General features: G+C 64.9%; 13 protein-coding genes and 1 pseudogene. 6 read left to right on the top strand and 8 right to left on the bottom strand.

The genetic code is table 11. The features are described 5' to 3' along the window. Positions 1-43 precede the first annotated feature (43 nt). On the bottom strand, positions 44-3,532 hold the full coding sequence (gene dnaE, locus QE379_RS09740; RefSeq protein ID WP_306999965.1) for a DNA polymerase III subunit alpha: 3,489 nt from the start codon (positions 3,530-3,532) through the stop codon (positions 44-46). Between the two features lie 103 nt (positions 3,533-3,635). Here dnaE and QE379_RS09735 point away from each other — a divergent pair, with 103 nt between their 5' ends. After that, positions 3,636-4,202: an HdeD family acid-resistance protein gene (locus QE379_RS09735; RefSeq protein WP_306999963.1), complete on the top strand. Its 567-nt coding sequence runs from the start codon at positions 3,636-3,638 to the stop codon at positions 4,200-4,202. 101 nt (positions 4,203-4,303) lie between these two features. On the opposite strand, the gene QE379_RS09730 is transcribed toward QE379_RS09735, so the two are convergent. The 5 genes from QE379_RS09730 to QE379_RS09710 all read right to left on the bottom strand — a co-directional run bounded on the left by QE379_RS09730 (position 4,304) and on the right by QE379_RS09710 (position 10,450). Then, the gene (locus tag QE379_RS09730; protein ID WP_306999961.1) at positions 4,304-4,786 is read right to left on the bottom strand and encodes a glutathione peroxidase; all 483 of its coding nucleotides are present in this window, start codon (positions 4,784-4,786) and stop codon (positions 4,304-4,306) included. Continuing rightward, positions 4,783-5,376, bottom strand: a complete 594-nt coding sequence (locus tag QE379_RS09725; protein WP_306999958.1) for a GNAT family N-acetyltransferase — start codon at positions 5,374-5,376, stop codon at positions 4,783-4,785. The genes QE379_RS09730 and QE379_RS09725 overlap by 4 nt, the downstream gene beginning before the upstream one ends. Continuing rightward, positions 5,373-6,092: an ABC transporter ATP-binding protein gene (locus tag QE379_RS09720; RefSeq protein ID WP_306999956.1), complete on the bottom strand. Its 720-nt coding sequence runs from the start codon at positions 6,090-6,092 to the stop codon at positions 5,373-5,375. The genes QE379_RS09725 and QE379_RS09720 overlap by 4 nt, the downstream gene beginning before the upstream one ends. Continuing rightward, positions 6,085-7,335 carry a lipoprotein-releasing ABC transporter permease subunit gene (locus QE379_RS09715; RefSeq protein ID WP_306999954.1) on the bottom strand — a complete coding sequence of 417 codons (1,251 nt, stop codon included), beginning with the start codon at positions 7,333-7,335 and terminating at the stop codon, positions 6,085-6,087. Before QE379_RS09715 ends, QE379_RS09720 begins: the two co-directional genes overlap by 8 nt. A 670-nt stretch (positions 7,336-8,005) precedes the next feature. Further along, positions 8,006-10,450, bottom strand: a complete 2,445-nt coding sequence (locus QE379_RS09710; RefSeq protein WP_306999951.1) for a TonB-dependent receptor — start codon at positions 10,448-10,450, stop codon at positions 8,006-8,008. A 245-nt stretch (positions 10,451-10,695) separates the two neighbouring features. Here QE379_RS09710 and QE379_RS09705 point away from each other — a divergent pair, with 245 nt between their 5' ends. After that, entirely contained in the window at positions 10,696-11,175 is a 480-nt protein-coding gene (locus tag QE379_RS09705) for an Hsp20 family protein (protein ID WP_306999948.1), read from the top strand. 241 nt (positions 11,176-11,416) lie between these two features. Here QE379_RS09705 and QE379_RS09700 read toward each other — a convergent pair. Both QE379_RS09700 and secG read right to left on the bottom strand, forming a co-directional pair. Continuing rightward, positions 11,417-13,067: pseudogene (locus tag QE379_RS09700) on the bottom strand (CTP synthase). Positions 13,068-13,173: 106 nt separating this feature from the next. After that, entirely contained in the window at positions 13,174-13,548 is a 375-nt protein-coding gene (gene secG / locus QE379_RS09695) for a preprotein translocase subunit SecG (RefSeq protein WP_306999946.1), read from the bottom strand. 368 nt (positions 13,549-13,916) lie between these two features. Here secG and QE379_RS09690 point away from each other — a divergent pair, with 368 nt between their 5' ends. The 4 genes from QE379_RS09690 to zwf are packed head-to-tail and all read left to right on the top strand — an operon-like array spanning position 13,917 to position 16,943. Continuing rightward, the gene (locus QE379_RS09690) at positions 13,917-14,237 is read left to right on the top strand and encodes a MarR family transcriptional regulator (RefSeq protein WP_175311482.1); all 321 of its coding nucleotides are present in this window, start codon (positions 13,917-13,919) and stop codon (positions 14,235-14,237) included. 10 nt (positions 14,238-14,247) lie between these two features. Beyond that, on the top strand, positions 14,248-14,547 hold the full coding sequence (locus QE379_RS09685; protein WP_306999943.1) for an SH3 domain-containing protein: 300 nt from the start codon (positions 14,248-14,250) through the stop codon (positions 14,545-14,547). Continuing rightward, on the top strand, positions 14,544-15,470 hold the full coding sequence (gene argC / locus QE379_RS09680; protein ID WP_306999941.1) for an N-acetyl-gamma-glutamyl-phosphate reductase: 927 nt from the start codon (positions 14,544-14,546) through the stop codon (positions 15,468-15,470). Before QE379_RS09685 ends, argC begins: the two co-directional genes overlap by 4 nt. A 9-nt stretch (positions 15,471-15,479) precedes the next feature. Further along, the gene (zwf, locus tag QE379_RS09675; RefSeq protein WP_306999938.1) at positions 15,480-16,943 is read left to right on the top strand and encodes a glucose-6-phosphate dehydrogenase; all 1,464 of its coding nucleotides are present in this window, start codon (positions 15,480-15,482) and stop codon (positions 16,941-16,943) included. Positions 16,944-16,961 lie beyond the last annotated feature (18 nt).

Here is a 16,961-nt window from a genome sequence, read left to right as displayed (position 1 = left end):
CTTCGCCAAAGGCCCCAGCCTTCGCTGGGGCGACGACCGGCTGCTACCCCACCAACGCCAGTCGCGCCTCAGACGACTTCATCTCCACGGCCTTCACGCCGGGCAGGTCCTCGATATGGCTGGCCAGTTCGGCGTCGAGCAGGAAGTTGCGCCCCAGGGTCAGCAGCGTATCGCCATCCAGCCCCTTGATCCGTGCCCGCACCTCTCCGCGTCCGTTGCGCAAGGGGTCGAGCATCGCGTGGAGCGCCTTGAACGCCACCTTGTCAGTCACCGTCACCTCGACCACGAACTTGGCAGTGCTGGCAAGGCCATCGAATGGCTGGACCCGCTTGATGCTGACGCGCGGTGCTTCCTCTCCCGGTCGACGGTCGAGTTCGACCGTGATCAGGGCACAGTCGCCTTCCTTCGCCGCCTTTTCCAGATCGGCGGCGACCGAGTCGTCGAAACAGGTCGCCAGGAACTGGCCCGTCGCATCCGATAGCTGCGCCATCATGTAGCGCTTGCCCCGCGCCGAGGTCCGCCAGCGCGCATCCTCGACCAGGGCCGCCATGGTCGCGCCGATCCGCGCCCCATCGTCGGGAATGATAAGCTCGGTCAGCGAGGTATAGGTCCGTGCGCCGTGCATCTTGGCGATATGCGCATGGCGGTCCACCGGATGCGCCGAGAAATAGAAGCCGAACGCCTCCTTCTCCTGCTCCATCCGCTGCGACAGGGTCCAGCGCACCCCCGAAGGCAGCTTGATGGCGTCGCCCGCCACTTCGGTCTCACCGAACAGACCGCCCTGCCCGCTGGTCCGTCCCTCATGCGTCCGCGCGGCGATGGCGAGGACGGTTTCCGCGACCGCATGGACACCCGCGCGGTTGGGCTCGATCCCGTCGAACGCGCCCGCCGAGGCGAGCGTCTCCAACTGCCGCTTGTTCATCAAGCGTGGATCGACCCGCTTGGCCAGCGCGTCGAGCGAGGCGAAGGGGCCGCCCGCCTGACGCTCGACGACCAGCTTCTCCATCGCGCCCTCGCCCACCGACTTGAGCGCGCCCAGCGCATAGCGGACGGCCAGGCCATCCTCATGCGGCTCGACATCGAACTCGGCCTGGCTGGCGTTGATGCAAGGGGGGAGCATCGCCACCCCCATGCGCCGCGCGTCATCGACGAAGATCGCCAGCTTGTCGGTCAGCGCCATGTCGTAGCACATCGACGCGGCGTAGAATTCGTGCGGATGATGCGCCTTCAGCCACGCGGTCTGATAGGCGAGCAGCGCGTAAGCGGCCGCGTGACTCTTGTTGAAGCCATAGCCGGCGAACTTGTCGATCAAGTCGAACAGCTCGTTGGCCTTTTGCGCGGGAATGCCGTTCACCTCCTGGCATCCCTTGACGAAGATGGCGCGCTGCGCGTCCATCTCCGCCTTCACCTTCTTGCCCATCGCGCGACGCAACAGGTCCGCGCCGCCCAGCGAATAGCCCGCCAGGATCTGGGCAGCCTGCATCACCTGTTCCTGATAGACGAAGATGCCGTAGGTCTCGGACAAGATCTGTTCGAGCAGGGGATGCGGGTAGATGATCTCCTCGGTCCCCTGCTTGCGGCGGCCGAAGCTGGGAATATTGTCCATCGGGCCGGGTCGATAGAGCGACACGAGCGCGATGATGTCGCCGAAATTGGTCGGGCGGACGGCGGACAGGGTGCGCCGCATGCCTTCCGATTCAAGCTGGAACACACCGACCGTGTCACCCTTCTGAAGCAGGGCGTATGTCGCCTCGTCATCCCAGGGCAGCGCACCCAGATCGACCTGGACCCCGCGCTTGGCAAGCAACTGCACCGCCTTTTGCAGCACCGACAGGGTCTTGAGGCCGAGGAAGTCGAACTTGACCAGCCCCGCGCCCTCGACGAACTTCATGTCGAACTGCGTCACCGGCATGTCCGAGCGCGGATCGCGGTAGAGCGGCACCAGTTGCGCCAGCGGCCGGTCGCCGATCACGACCCCTGCGGCGTGGGTCGAGGAGTGGCGCGGCAACCCCTCCAGCTTGGTGGCGAGATCGAGCAACCGGCGGACCTGATTGTCGTTGGCATACTCCTTCGCCAGTTCCGGCACGCCGTTCAGCGCGCGCTTCAGGTCCCAGGGGTCGGTCGGGTGGTTGGGCACCAGCTTGGCGAGGCGATCGACCTGGCCATAGCTCATCTGGAGCACACGGCCCGTGTCCTTGAGCACGGCGCGGGCCTTCAGCTTACCGAAGGTGATGATCTGCGCGACCTGATCGCGGCCATATTTCTCCTGAACGTAGCGGATGACCTCGCCACGCCGGGTTTCGCAAAAGTCGATGTCGAAGTCGGGCATCGACACACGTTCCGGGTTCAGGAAGCGTTCGAACAGCAGGCCCAGCTTGAGCGGATCGAGATCGGTGATGGTCAGCGCCCAGGCGACCACCGAACCCGCGCCCGAACCACGGCCTGGACCGACGGGGATGTCATGGTCCTTGGCCCATTTGATGAAGTCGGCGACGATCAGGAAGTAGCCGGGGAAGCCCATCTGGATGATGATGTCGACCTCGAACTTCAACCGTTCGTGATAGGCTTCGCGCCAGCCGGGTTCGCCCTCACCCTCCAGTTCGGCGATACGATCGAGCCGCGCCTCAAGCCCCGCCGTCGCGTCGCGGCGAAGCATCTCGGCCTCGCCCTCCCGGTCGCCCGCCAGGCTGGGAAGGATGGGCTTGCGCCACGGGGCCATGACGGCGCAGCGTTGCGCGACGACCAGCGTGTTGTCGATCGCTTCGGGCAGGTCGGCGAAGAGTTGCTTCATCACCTCGGCGGGCTTGAGCCACGCCTCGGGCGAACTTTTGGGGCGGTCGTCCATTTCGACATAGGTCGAATTGGCGATGCACAGCATCGCGTCATGCGCATCGCGGAAACCGCTATCGGCGAAGCAGCAGGGATTGGTCGCGACCAGCGGCAGGTCGCGGTCATAGGCCAGGTCGATCAGCTCCTGCTCGGCCGCCATCTCGATCGCGTCATCGCGCCGCACCAGTTCGATATAGAGCCGGTCGCCATAAATGGCCTGCAACCGGCCGGCATAGGCTTTCGCCCGGTCGGGTTGGCCTTCCGCGAACAGCCGCGCGATGCCCCCCTCGCCCCCCGCCGTCAACGCGATCAGGCCGGCGCTGAACTTCTCCAGCACGTCAAAACCGACATGGGCGGCCAGTTCGATCGGCCGCTCCAGATGCGCCGCCGACACCAGCGCGCACAGATTGTCGTAACCGGTCATGTCCTGCGCATAGAGCGCGATCCAGTCGACCATGGGCGCGACATTGTCGGGCATATCCGGGCGCGAGACGCCCAGCATCGTGCCGATGATCGGCTGCACCCCCGCCTTCTTCGCCGCGTCCGAAAAGGCCATGGCGGCATAAAGGCCGTTGCGATCGGTCAGCCCGGCGGCAGGAAAGGCATTCGCCTTGGCCTGGGCCGCGATCGCCTTCGGGTCGATCGCGCCGTCGAGCATCGTGAAGGAGGAAAAGATGCGGAGGGGCACATAACCGGAATGCATCCCCCATCCCTATCCGAACAAGCGTGATTCGACCAGCGCGGAACCCGTCGCAAAGCGAACCGTTACGACAACAGAACGTTGGTCCGAACGCGGGATGGTGACGATGACCGATACAGACCGTTCCTTTGCGACCTCCCCCAGTCCCGGTGCGGGCTGGGGTTGGATTTTGGCATATGGCGTCCTCTCGGCGCTGCTGGGCCTGGCGGCGTTCGTCTTTCCGGTGCCTGCGACATTGGCCGCGACGCTGGTGATCGGGGCATTCTTCCTGGCGTCCGGGATCGTCGCGATCGGCGCGGGCATCTTCGGCAAGGGCCATGAGGGGCGCGGCTATGCGATCGGCTTCGGCCTGGTCTCGCTCGTCATCGGGCTAATCATGGCGTTCGAGCCCGCGACCGGTGCGATCTCGATCACCCTGCTGGTCGCGGTGTGGCTGGGGCTTCGCGGGGCTCTGGAGATCGGATTGGGTGCGCGGATGCGGCGGCGGCGCGGCTGGATGATCGCGCTGGGTGTGCTCAACATCGTGTTGGCGCTGTTCGTGCTGGCAACCTTGCCGTGGAGCGCGATGACGCTGCCCGGTTATATCCTGGGGCTCAGCTTCTTCTTCGGCGGGGTTACTTCGATCGCCTCGGCGCTGGACCACAAGAAGGGGACGAGTGCCTTTTCGATCTGAGCCATTCCCTTAGCCTTCGACTTCGCTCAGGCTGAACGGAAGTTGGGGGATTTATCCTCCACTCCGCTCGCGCTGAGCGAAGTCGAAGCGCACGTTCCGCCCTATCCGAGCAGCGCCTCGATATCCTTCGCCAGATCCTCGGGCTTGGTCGTCGGCGCGTAACGCCCGACAACCTTCCCCGAACGATCCACCAGGAATTTGGTGAAGTTCCACTTGATCGCCTTGGTCCCCAGCACGCCCGGCGCTTCGACTTTCAGCCACTGGAACAGCGGATCGGCTCCGTCGCCATTGACCTCGACCTTCGCCATCACCGGGAAGGTCACGTCATAGGTCAGCGAACAGAAATTCGCGATCTCCGCCGCATCGCCCGGCTCCTGCGCGCCGAACTGGTTGCAGGGAAAGCCCAGCACGGTCAGCCCCTGCTCCTCATAGCGGCGATGCAGCGCCTCCAGCCCCTCATATTGCGGAGTGAAGCCGCATTGGGACGCGGTGTTGACGATCAGAACCACCCGCCCCGCATAGGCCGACAGATCGACGGCGGAACCGTCGGCCGCCTGGACGGTAAAATCCGCAATACCGCTCATCGGTGCTTCCCCAGCAGATAGTCGAGATTGGCGCGCACCCCCGGCCATTCGTGGCGCAGGATCGAATAGACCACGCTGTCGCGGACACGCCCGTTCGCCATCACCTGATGCCCGCGCAGCACCCCGTCCCGCTTCGCGCCCAGCCGCTCGATCGCGGCCTGGCTACGCAGGTTTAGCGCATCGGTGCGGATCTGGATCGCCTGGCACTCCATCACCTCGAAGGCATGGGTCAGCAGCATTCGCTTCGCCTCGGTATTGACGCCGGTGCGCTGGACGCGGGTGGCGTAGAAGGTGCCGCCGATCTCCAGCCGCCGATGCTGCTGGGCCATGCGCATATAGCGGGTGGTGCCGACCACCTCGCCGCCCGGCGTCTCGACCGTGAAGAGCTGGGCGCGACCGACATCCTGCTCCTTCAACGCCGCCGCCAGCCAGCGTTCGGGCACCTTCATCATCGAGACATTGGCGTAGAAGATGTTCCAGAGATCGCCTTCGCGCGCCGCTTCGACCAGCGCAGGCAGATCGGCCTCCACGAACGGGCGTAGCGTGACATGACGCCCCGTCAGAGTCGGCGTCTCGCTCCAGGCGGTCATTGCAGGCGGCCTTCGTGCAGGCGGACCACCCGATCCATCTTCGACGCCAGCCGTTCGTTATGCGTCGCGATCAGTGCGGCAGCCCCCTCGCCCCGCACCAGTCGCAGGAACTCGGCGAGCACCACTTCGGAGGTGTGTTCGTCCAGATTGCCGGTCGGCTCGTCCGCCAGCACGAGCGGCGGCTGGTTGGCGAGCGCGCGGGCGACCGCCACGCGCTGCTGCTCGCCGCCGGAAAGCTGGCTCGGCCGGTGGGTCAGCCGGTGGCCGAGGCCCAGCGCGGTCAACAAGCCCCTGGCGCGCTCATCGGCGGCACCGGGCAGCTTGCCCTGCACCAGTTGCGGCAGGACGACATTCTCGATGGCATTGAAGTCGGGCAGGAGGTGATGGAACTGATACACGAAGCCCAGATAATCGCGCCGCGCGATGGTGCGGCCATGCGCGTCCAGCTTCGACACCTCCTCGCCCGCGATGCGGATGGAGCCCGAAAAACCGCCTTCCAACAGGCCGACCGCCTGCAACAGCGTCGACTTGCCCGAGCCGGAGGGGCCGAGCAACGCGACGATCTCACCCGGCGCGACGGCCAGGTCGACGCCGCGCAGTACCTCGATGGTCTGGCCCCCTTGCGTGAAGCTGCGCGAGAGTCCGGTCGTCTCCAGCACCGGTTCGGCGACGCGGGCCTCGACGGCGGTTCCCATGCGGATGATCGGATCATTCATAGCGCAGCACCTGAACCGGGTCCGTGCTCGCCGCCTTCCAGGCGGGGTAGAGCGTGGCGAGGAAAGAGAAGACGAGCGCCATCGACGCGATCACGATGACCTCGACGGGGTCGGTCTTGGACGGCAGCTCGGTCAGATAGCGGATCGATGGATCCCAGAGATTCTGCCCCGTGACGAACTGGACGAAGTTCACCACCCCCTGCCGATAGAAGAGGAAGATCGCCCCCAGCACGAGCCCGGCCAACGTTCCCAGCGCGCCGATCGTCGTGCCGACCGTCATGAAGATACGCATCAACCCGCCCCGCGTCGCGCCCATCGTCCGCAAGATGGCAATGTCGCGCGTCTTGGCGCGGACCAGCATGATCAGCGAGGACAGGATGTTGAACACCGCGACCAGGATGATGATCGACAGCACGGTGAACATCGCCACCCGCTCGACCGCCAATGCCTCGAACAATTGCGCGTTCATCGTCCGCCAGTCGGCGATGACCGCGCGCCCACCCAGCTTGTCGGCCAGCGGCGCCAGGATCTGCCCGACCCGGTCGGCATCCACCGTCTGGATTTCGACCATGCCGACCGTGTCGCCCATCAGGAGCAGCGTCTGCGCATCCTCGATGGGCATGATGACATAGGCCTTGTCATAGTCGTACACCCCGATCTCGAAGATCGCGCCGACCGTGTAGCTGACGATGCGCGGCACCGTGCCGAAGGGGGTGGTCTGTCCCTGCGGGCTGATCAGCGAAATTTCCGAGCCGACGGATGCCCCCAGCGCTTCGGCCAGGCGACTGCCGATCGCGATGCGACCGCTGCCCGGCGTGATGCCGTTGAGGTTGCCCATGACGATCTTGGAGCGGATCGCGGAGTTGCCGCCGATATCGGCGACACGCATGCCTCGCACCAATACGGCCTCGACCCGGCCGTTATAGCTGGACATCAATGGCTGCTCGATCATCGGCACCGCGCTGGTCACGCCGGGCGTCGCCCTGGCATCGCGCACGATATCGCGCCAATCGGGCAGGCGACCGCCCACCCCCTGCACCACCGCATGACCGTTCAGCCCGACGATCTTGTCGAACAGCTCGGCGCGAAAACCGTTCATCACGCTCATGACGATGATGAGCGCGGCGACGCCCAGCATGACCGCGACCAGGCTGATCGAGGCGACGAGGAAGATGAATGCCTCCCCCTTGCCCGGCAGCAGATAGCGCCGCGCGATCATCCGTTCGTAACGAGACAGGATCATTGAGGTCCGATCGATCCATGAAGAAGACGAAATGCCCGCAGGCTGTAGGAGCGCCGGCGGGTGCTGGCAATGCCGCGCCCGGTTCGGCTTGCAAAACCGGTGACTCCGGCGATTGTTGCGCGCGTGCCACACAGCCGCGCCAATCGTAGCGCGGATGCCGCAAGAGGGATGACAAGCCCCGTCATCCTAACGTACCACAATCTTACTGAGACACAGGCAGCAACGGCCGTGGTTCGGGGATTGCTCCAACGCTCACCCAACGAGGTTGATGCGGGAGCGGGAAAAGGGGGCTGACGAGCGATCGTCACGCAGGCGCCCGGATCGGAAACGGTCCGGGCGTTTGGCATTCGGGCACCGACACGATCGCTCCACGCTCGGGAAAAGCCACCGGGACCGGCCAGGGAAACGGGGAGCTTCCAGACTTCCGTCCCCCAGATGCCGGCCCGGCGCCCACTCACGGGACCTTGGATATACCAGAACAAGATGAACCGAATGTGGACGAATCCTGTGCTTCGTTCCCTTCAATCCTCCCCAAGCTTCGCTTGGGGGAGAGGGACCAGTGGGCGTTAGCCCGGTGGTGAAGGGGTTATGCCGTTCGCGGGCGTAACCCGCCCCTCCACCATCGCTGACGCGATGGTCCCCCTCCCCATCTCCGATGGGGAGGATTGGGTCAGAAAGACTTGGAAATCGTGAACCCATAGGTCCTGGGATCACCCGGCTGGCCGACGATCAACCCGGTCGACCCCGATTGCGTCGCCAGCAACTCATAATAATTGTGATCGAACAGGTTGCGCACCCAGACAAAGGCGTTCCAACTCCCCGGCGCCTTGAACCCGGCACGGACGTTAGACAGGCTGTAGCCGTTGATATCCGTATAGGCCGAGCGCGACGGATTGGACGAGAATTTCGACCGGTAGCTGCCGTCGTAACCGAGGTAGAATTGCCCCTCGGTCCCCGCCACGGTCGCGGGCAGGTCATATTCCGCGCCATAGGAAAAGGCCCAGCGCGACACGCCCGGCAGCCACTGGCCGGAGATATCGCAATAGGGCAGCGACGCGCCCGGCGTTCCGGCGGCGGCGGGCGTGCCCACGATCTGGCCGTTCACCACGGGAAGCGCGCTTCCGCCCGACAATTCCGGCGGGCAAGGCGCGTTGGTGAAGCGGGTATAGCGCGCATCGGTGAAGGCGGCATTGGCATAGACGTTGAACCGCTCGGTCGGGCGGAAGGCCGAGTCGATCTCGACCCCGCGCGTCCGCACCCGCCCCGCATTGGCGAGATAGCCGCGCAGCACGTTGACCTGCAGGTTGTTCACCGTCGCCTGATAATCGCCGATCTCGGTCCAGAAGCCCGCGATATTCACCGTCGCACGCCGGTCGGCGAACTGGGTCTTCAGCCCCAGCTCGAAATGGTTGACCTTCTCGGGGCGCACGGTCTGCGTCGCCAGGATCGGATTGTTCTGCCCATCGAGCGGCAAGCCCGACAGGTTGATGCCCCCCGACTTATAGCTGCGCGCATAGGTCGCGTAGTAATGGACATTGGGATTGAACTCATAGGCGATGGTCAGGTCGCCCGACAGGTTCCAGTTGGTGAAGGAGGGCGTGTAATTCTGCGGCGCCAGCACCCCGCGCTGGTCGCTGGTCAGCGTCGAGGATCCCGCCCCATTGGTCACGGTCGAGACATAGGACCCGTCCTTGCGATCATAGTTGAGCCGCAGGCCCGGCGACACCGACAGGCGATCGTCGACATGCCAGGTCAGCTTGCCGAACAACGCCGCCGAGGTGTTGGTGAAGCCGATGGTATTGCGCGAGGTCAGGCCGTTCAGCGTCGCCGGATCACGCCCGCCCGCGCTGGTCGGGTTGAGCAGGAAGGCGCTCGCCGCCGGGCCCTGTACCTGTAGCCCCTGCGTGTCGATCGACTGCCAGAAGTAAAAGGCGCCCAGCACATAATCCAGCGTCCGCTTGCCGTTCGAAGCGATGCGGATTTCCTGTGTCACCTGGCTCTGCTGCGAAGGATTGGCAGAGACGGTGGTGATCGGCAGGCCGATGAAGTCGCGGTCGTTGGATGGGTCCCAGTGCCAGAAGCGCCAGGCCGACACGCTGGTCAGCGTCGCCTCCCCCACATCCCAGTTGGCGACCAGCGACAGCCCGCCCAGTTCCTGCTTGGCGCGCAGATCGGTATCGACATCGGTCAGCCGGTCGAAGGCATTGGTCGAGGGCACGCTATACCCTTGCGCCGCCGCCAGCGCGGCATATTGGCGGTTGATCGGCCGCTGCGTCGCGCCCACCCGCGCATAATATTGGACGCAGCAATTGGGGTTCTGCCGCGCATAATCTCCCGACAGGGTCAGGTCGAGAGTGGGCGTCGCGTGCCACAGGAACTGGCTGCGCAGCGACAGATTGTCCTGGCTGTTCTGCCATTCCTGCTGTCGCGTGTTCCAGACGGTACCGCGCCGCGTGGTGATCGAGGTCGACAGGCGGACCGCCACCTTGTCATCGACCAGCGGGCCCGACACCGACGCCTTGCCTTGGAAGAAGTCGTAATTGCCGGCACTCAGCTCGACCCGCGCCTCGGGCGTGAAGCTGGGCGCGCGGGTGATGATGTTGATCGCGCCCGCCGTGGTGTTCTTGCCATAGAGCGTGCCCTGCGGCCCGCGCAGCACTTCGATCCGCTCGGTATCGGTGAAATCGAACGTCGCCGAGGCGATGCGGCTGTAATAGACCTGATCGACATAGATGCCGACGCCCTGCTCGATCCCGTCATTGGTGAGCCCGAACGGCGCGCCGAGCCCGCGGATATTGGCTGCCGAGTTGCGCGGGTTGGTCGAATAGAATTGCAGCGTCGGCTGAATCTGGGTCAGCCGGTTGACATTGTACGTCCCCGTCTCCGCCAGTGCGGTGCCGCCGATCACCGACATGGCGATGGGAACGCTCTGGATCGTCTCGGCGCGACGACGCGCTGTGACGACGACATCGCCGCCGCCCTGTTGCGCGGTGCCCAACCGTCCTTCGTCGCGGCGGGCTTCGGTCGTCGGTGCGGTGACGACAGACGTGTCCTGCGGATCGGCGGCCGGTGCAGCCGCCTGGGCAGCGAGGATGAGCGCGAGGGTCAAGTACATGGAAGCTCCCCTTTTGATTTCATCTCCTATTCACACATCGTTTTACTATGCATTCAAGCCAGCCATGGCTTGGCCCTTCCGAAGATTTGCTTTCCGATCCGAAAAGGCTCTTGAAGCCTCTTTATGGTGAACCATATGGGTTCGCGTGCGGTGCCGATATCGGGCTGCACGGATGGGTCGAACCGCCCCGCGCCGGGGCGGTCCGGCCGATCCCGTTTCAATTCGCTTCTGATGGAGGTTTTGACATGCGTATCGATCTGACCCCGTATCGCCGTTCGACCATTGGCTTCGATCGGCTGTTCGATCTGCTGGAGGCCAATTCGCGTGGCGCTTCGGCGGAGAATTATCCTCCCTTCAACCTCGAACGTCTGGCCGAGGACCGTTACCGCATAACCCTGGCGGTCGCCGGTTTCTCGCGTGAGGAGATCGAGATCACCGCGCAGCAGAACATGCTGCTCGTCACCGGCAAGAAGGATGACAAGGCGGGTTCGCCCAACTTCCTGCATGTCGGGATCGCCAATCGCTCGTTCGAGCGGCGCTTCGAACTGGCGGACTTCGTGTTCGTCGAGGATGCGCGCCTGAACGACGGCCTGCTCGTCATCGACCTCGTCCGCGAGGTGCCCGAGGCGATGAAGCCCAAGACGATCGCGATCAAGACGGGCCAGCCGCTCGCCGCGGTGGAACATCACGCCGACGACAAGGCCGACGAGGCCAAGGCGGCGTAACCGACTCGACGTCTTTCCCTCCCTGAAGACGTCGCGGGGCGTCCGGACCGACGGGTCCGGGCGCCTTCTGTTTTTTCCTTGCCTCCGTTCAGGCTGAGCGTAGTCGAAGCCTACGTCCGAAAATCCGCCAAGAGGATAAGCGCTATCTTGGCCTTCGACTTCGCTCAGGCTGAACGGATGGTTGGAGCCTTCCGGGACAAGAAAAAACCCCGCCCCCATCATCCGGGAGCGGGGCCAAAAATCACACCAACCGGCTCTGCTTCACCGCCGCTGCGGACGAAGCTGGCGAAGAGCGGATGCGGATCGAAGGGCTTGGACTTCAACTCCGGGTGGAACTGCACGCCGACGAACCAGGGATGGTCGGGCCGCTCGACGATCTCCGGCAGCGTGCCGTCCGGCGACATGCCGCTGAACACCAGGCCGCCCTTTTCCAGCGCGTCCTTATAGGCGGTGTTGACCTCGTACCGGTGGCGATGTCGTTCCGAGATGTCTTCGCTGCCATAGATGGAGCCGACGACGCTGTTGCCCGCCAGCTTCGCCTGATAGGCACCCAGCCGCATCGTACCGCCCAGATCACCGCTCGCCTCGCGCTTCTCCAGACCGTCGCGCCCCATCCACTCGGTGATGAGGCCGACGATCGGCTCGGCGGTGGGGCCGAACTCGGTCGAGGAGGCGTCGGCGATCCCGGCCAGGTTCCGCGCGCCTTCGACGCACGCCATCTGCATGCCGAAGCAGATGCCGAAATAGGGCACACGCCGCTCGCGCGCGAAGCGGACCGCCTCGATCTTGCCCTGCGCGCCGCGCTCACCGAACGCGCCGGGGACAAGGATGGCGTGGCAGGGTTCGAGTTGCTGCGCGATCTCGCTCTCGTCACCTTCGAACAGTTCGGCGTCGATCCAGCGGATATGGACCTTCACCTTGTTGGCGATGCCGCCATGCACCAGCGCCTCGTTGAGCGACTTGTACGCGTCCTGAAGCCCGACATATTTGCCGACCACGCCGATCGTCACTTCGCCTTCCGGGTTGACCAGACGGTCGACGATCTCGGTCCAGCGCGACAGGTCCGGGGCACCCTCGGGCTCGATCCCGAAGGCGCGCAGCACCTCCGAATCGAGACCTTCGGCATGATATTGCAGCGGCACGGCATAGATGCTCTTGGCATCCAGCGCCGGGATGACCGCCGAGGGCGGCACATTGCAGAACAGGCCGATCTTGGCACGATCCGAGGCGGGCAACGGATGCTCGCAGCGGCAGACCAGCACGTCGGGCGACACGCCCAGCGCCGCGATCTCGCGCACCGAGTGCTGGGTCGGCTTGGTCTTCAACTCGCCCGCCGCCGCGATATAGGGCACCAGCGTGACGTGGATGCTGATCGACTGGCCCCGGCCGAGTTCGTTCTTCAACTGGCGGATCGCCTCGATGAAGGGGAGCGACTCGATATCGCCGACCGTCCCGCCGATCTCGCACAGGACGAAATCCAGATCCTCGCCATTCTCGTCGACCGTGTCGGCCCGCGCGAACGCCTTGATTGCGTCGGTGACGTGCGGAATGACCTGCACCGTCGCGCCCAGATAGTCGCCGCGCCGCTCGCGCTCGATGATCGTCTTGTAGATGCGGCCCGAGGTGACGTTGTCCGACTGGCGCGAGGCCACGCCGGTGAAGCGTTCATAGTGACCCAGGTCGAGATCGGTCTCGGCCCCGTCATCGGTCACATAGACCTCGCCATGCTGATACGGGCTCATCGTGCCCGGATCGACATTGAGATAGGGATCGAACTTGCGGATGCGCACGCGGTAGCCGCGCGCCTGCAAAAGAGCCGCAAGAGAGGCCGCCATGAGGCCTTTGCCGAGCGACGAAACCACGCCGCCGGTGATGAAGATATACCGCGCCATGGGAAGAATCGCCTAGCTTGGATGGGGTGGATACGACAACAGCAAAGATGCGCGCCGCCGTCGATTTGCGGCGGCGCGTTGGCCTAAGTTGTTATAAAAACGAGGTTTAGCGTGCGAGCGGAACCGCCGAATTATCAGCCGGCTGCGCCGGTGCCGGGGCCGCCGCATTGTCCGACGGAACGGGCGCGGGTGCGGGCGCGGTGATCGGCGCCTGAGTCGCGGGCGTGCGCGCCAGCGAGGTATCGATGGCAGGCGCGCCGCGCGTCGCCGCCAGCACGGCCAGCAGGATCGAGAAGCCGACGAACGCCGTCGCCAGCACCGCCGTCGCCCGGCTGAGGAAGTCCGCCGCACCGCGCGCCGACATCAGCCCCGACGGGCTGCCCCCCATGCCCAGACCGCCGCCTTCCGACTTCTGCATGAGGATCACCGTGACCAGGGTCGCGGCGATAAGAGCGTGGATGACGAGCAGAAATGCGAACATGAGGCGCGTATGATCCCGATTGAGGGGTGTGCGAAACCGCGCACATAGGCGAGCCCGGGGGCGGGATCAACCATGGGACGGATCGGTAGCCCATTCCTCCCCAAGCCGGCCTGAGGAGCAGGCCCCTCGCGCCAGCGATGGTTGGGAGGGCAAGTCCGAACCGGCCCTGCCCCTCCACCACCCCGGGCAAGTTCAGGGAGGAATGGGAATCCCCTGACTCAAGTTGATGACCTTCACGGAACATCAGTGGAAACCACCACCGATAAAGGGCGTTATGACTTCGAAACAACGCCCGGCAAAGCCCGGCTCAGCTATTGGAATCGCCACCCGTGTCCCACCCACACGAAGCTCAGTCGCTGTTGGCCTGGATGAGCGCCCTGGTCGATTATGTCCGTTCGGGCGAGCCCGACCTGACCAATCGGCAGATGGCCTTGCTGCTGGTCGTCTACCTTCGCCCGGGCCCCCATACCGTGCGCGGTTTGGCGCGTGCTTTGAACGTCTCGAAACCCGTCGTCACCCGCGCCTTGAATAGACTAGGAACGCTGGGCTATCTGCGCCGCCAACGCGATGATAGCGACAAGCGTAACATCTTTGTCGCCAGGACACCTGAAGGGGCGGACTTTCTTGAAGAATTCGGACATTTCATCGGCGCTGGCGACGCCCCCGGCCTCCAGCGAGCCAGCGCGTAAGAGTTTTTCGTTGCAGGGTCGCCGCGCCGAACTCGACCCGCGCACCCATGCGGTCCGCGCTGATCTGGCCGATGTGCGGCTCGCCGAATACGTGTTCGCGCCCCACTATGCCGCGCCGTTGCTTTACACCACCAAAGTTCCGCTCACCTTGCGCGAAGGCCGCCGGTCTGACAGCACGGTGTTGGCGGAATTGACCTCGGGCGAGAGGTTCGAGGTTCTGGAAATCGCGGGCGGTCAGGCTTGGGGGATCGCGACGCATATGGGGCTGGTCGGCTATTGCGATGCCGATGGGCTGGAGCGGGTACAGTGACGAAGACGGTTTTCATCGATGGCGGAGCGGGCACGACCGGGCTGGAGATCGCCGACCGGCTGGCCGGTCGGCCCGACCTGTCGATCCTGACCCTGCCCGATGACCGCCGCAAGGACGCGGATGCCCGGCGCGAGGCGATCAACGATGCCGATTTCGTCATCCTCTGCCTGCCCGACGATGCCGCGCGCGAAGCCGTTTCGCTGATCGCCAACGACCGGACGCGCGTGGTGGATGCCTCCACCGCCCACCGTACCGCGCCCGACTGGGTCTATGGCTTCGCCGAACTGGAGCCCGACCAGGCGGAGCGGATCGCCGAGGCGCGGTTCGTCTCCAATCCCGGCTGCTACCCGACGGGTTTCCTGGCGCTCGTCCGTCCGCTGGTCCGCGCCGGGATCGTTCCGGCGGACTGGCCGATCTCGGTCAACGCCGCCTCGGGCTATTCGGGCGGCGGCAAGGCGATGATCGCCGAATATGAAAGCACCACCAACCGCGCCTTTCGCCCCTATGGCCTGTCGCTGGCGCACAAGCATGCGCCGGAGATGCAGCGCCATTCGGGCCTGACCCACGCCCCGATCTTCGCCCCGGCCGTGGTCGATACCTATCGCGGCATGGTGGTGGAGGTGCCGCTGCCCCTTCATGCCCTGCCCGGCGCGCCGACGCTGGAGACGGTCGCGGCGGTGCTGGCCGACGCCTATGCCGATGGCCGGGTGGTAAGCTTCGCGCCAGGCGACGTCGCGGCGGTGAATATCGAGGAAAATGCCCGTACCGACCGGATGACCTTGCGCCTGTGTGGGAATGCCGCCACGGGTCAGGCTCGACTGATCGCCACGCTCGACAATCTGGGCAAGGGTGCCGGGGGAGCGGCGGTGCAGAATCTGAACATCATGGCCGGGCTCGATCCGACCGCCGGCCTCGTGCTCTAAGGAGACGTCATGACGCGCAATCCCGTTGGCAAGCTGCTGCTGTTCGGCGCGACCGGCGACCTGTCGCAGCGTATGTTGCTGCCATCGCTGTTCAATCTTCACTCCGACGGCCTGCTACCCGAGGAACTGACGATCACCGGCACCGCCCGCTCCGACCATGACGACGCCAGCTTCCGGGAATTCGCGGAGAAGGCGCTCGACACTTTCCTGCCGGACGACCGCAAGGACGGCGAAAAAATTGCCAGCTTCTTAAATCGATTGCAGTATCAGTCGCTGGACGCCTCCTCGACCGAGGGCTTTCCGGCACTGGCGGAGAAGGTCGGCGACGTCTCGAACGGTCTCGCCATCTATCTGTCGACCGCGCCCAGCCTGTTCGAATCGACCATCAAGGGGCTCGAATCGGTCGGCCTGGCGGGCGAGACGGTGCGAATCGGCTTGGAAAAGCCGCTCGGCTACGACCTCGCCTCGTCGAAGGAGATCAATGACGCGGTGGCGTTCGGCTTCCCCGAGGATCGGACCTTCCGCATCGACCATTATCTGGGCAAGGAAACCGTCCAGAACATCCTGGCGCTGCGCTTCGGCAATTTCTTCTTCGAGCCGATCTGGAACGCGCACGGCATCGACAATGTGCAGATCACCATTGCCGAGACGGTCGGGCTGGAGGATCGCGCGGGCTATTACGAGGGCGCGGGCGCGCTGCGCGACATGGTGCAGAACCATATCCTGCAACTCCTCGCCCTCATCGCGATGGAGCCGCCCGCCCGCTATGACGGCACCGCGATCCGCGACGAAAAGGCCAAGGTCTTCCGCTCGCTGCGCCTGATGACGCCGGAGGAGGTGCCGCACAACACGGTCACCGGCCAATATTCGGACGGTGCGGTCGGCGGCAAGATCGTCGGCTCCTATGCCGACGAACTGGGCAAGCCCTCCAAGACCGAGACCTTCGTCGCGATCAAGGCGCATGTCGACAATTGGCGCTGGCAGGGCGTGCCCTTCTATCTGCGCACCGGCAAGCGCATGGCCGCGCGGCGCTCCGAGATCGCGATCCAGTTCAAGCCCGTCCCGCACTCGATGTTCGCGGGGCGCGGTGGCATCCTTCAGCCCAACACGCTGATCATCCGCCTGCAACCGGAGGAATATATCCAGTTGCTGGTGATGGCGAAGGAGCCAGGCCTCGACCGCGAGGGCCTACGCCTGCGCGAAGTGCCGCTGAACCTGTCGCTCGACGCCGAGTTCGCCGGCACCCGCCGCCGCATCGCCTATGAGCGGCTGCTGCTCGACCTGATCGAGGGCGACCAGACGCTGTTCGTCCGCCGTGACGAGGTGGAGGCGCAATGGACCTGGATCGATGCGATCCGGGCCGGTTGGGATGCCGCCGATGTGAAGCCCAAATCCTATCCCAGCGGTAGCTGGGGCCCGTCCGCCGCGATTGCGCTGACCGAGCGCGACGGCGTGACCTGGCAGGACGACTGACATACGCGCCTGAACGGC

The sequence above is a fragment of the Sphingomonas sp. SORGH_AS_0879 genome (assembly GCF_030819175.1).
Lineage (GTDB): Bacteria > Pseudomonadota > Alphaproteobacteria > Sphingomonadales > Sphingomonadaceae > Sphingomonas.
Note: the sequence above shows the minus strand (reverse complement) of the source record. Positions and strands in the feature narration are given on the sequence as shown.

Coding starts and splice junctions, on each gene's coding strand:
- QE379_RS09720 (WP_306999956.1), bottom strand. CDS start 6,092: ATGAATGATCCGATCATCCGCATGGGAACCGCCGTCGAGGCCCGCGTC.
- QE379_RS09690 (WP_175311482.1), top strand. CDS start 13,917: ATGAGCGCCCTGGTCGATTATGTCCGTTCGGGCGAGCCCGACCTGACC.
- zwf (WP_306999938.1), top strand. CDS start 15,480: ATGACGCGCAATCCCGTTGGCAAGCTGCTGCTGTTCGGCGCGACCGGC.
- dnaE (WP_306999965.1), bottom strand. CDS start 3,532: ATGCATTCCGGTTATGTGCCCCTCCGCATCTTTTCCTCCTTCACGATG.
- QE379_RS09735 (WP_306999963.1), top strand. CDS start 3,636: ATGACCGATACAGACCGTTCCTTTGCGACCTCCCCCAGTCCCGGTGCG.
- QE379_RS09710 (WP_306999951.1), bottom strand. CDS start 10,450: ATGTACTTGACCCTCGCGCTCATCCTCGCTGCCCAGGCGGCTGCACCG.
- QE379_RS09730 (WP_306999961.1), bottom strand. CDS start 4,786: ATGAGCGGTATTGCGGATTTTACCGTCCAGGCGGCCGACGGTTCCGCC.
- QE379_RS09725 (WP_306999958.1), bottom strand. CDS start 5,376: ATGACCGCCTGGAGCGAGACGCCGACTCTGACGGGGCGTCATGTCACG.
- QE379_RS09715 (WP_306999954.1), bottom strand. CDS start 7,335: ATGATCCTGTCTCGTTACGAACGGATGATCGCGCGGCGCTATCTGCTG.
- secG (WP_306999946.1), bottom strand. CDS start 13,548: ATGTTCGCATTTCTGCTCGTCATCCACGCTCTTATCGCCGCGACCCTG.
- QE379_RS09705 (WP_306999948.1), top strand. CDS start 10,696: ATGCGTATCGATCTGACCCCGTATCGCCGTTCGACCATTGGCTTCGAT.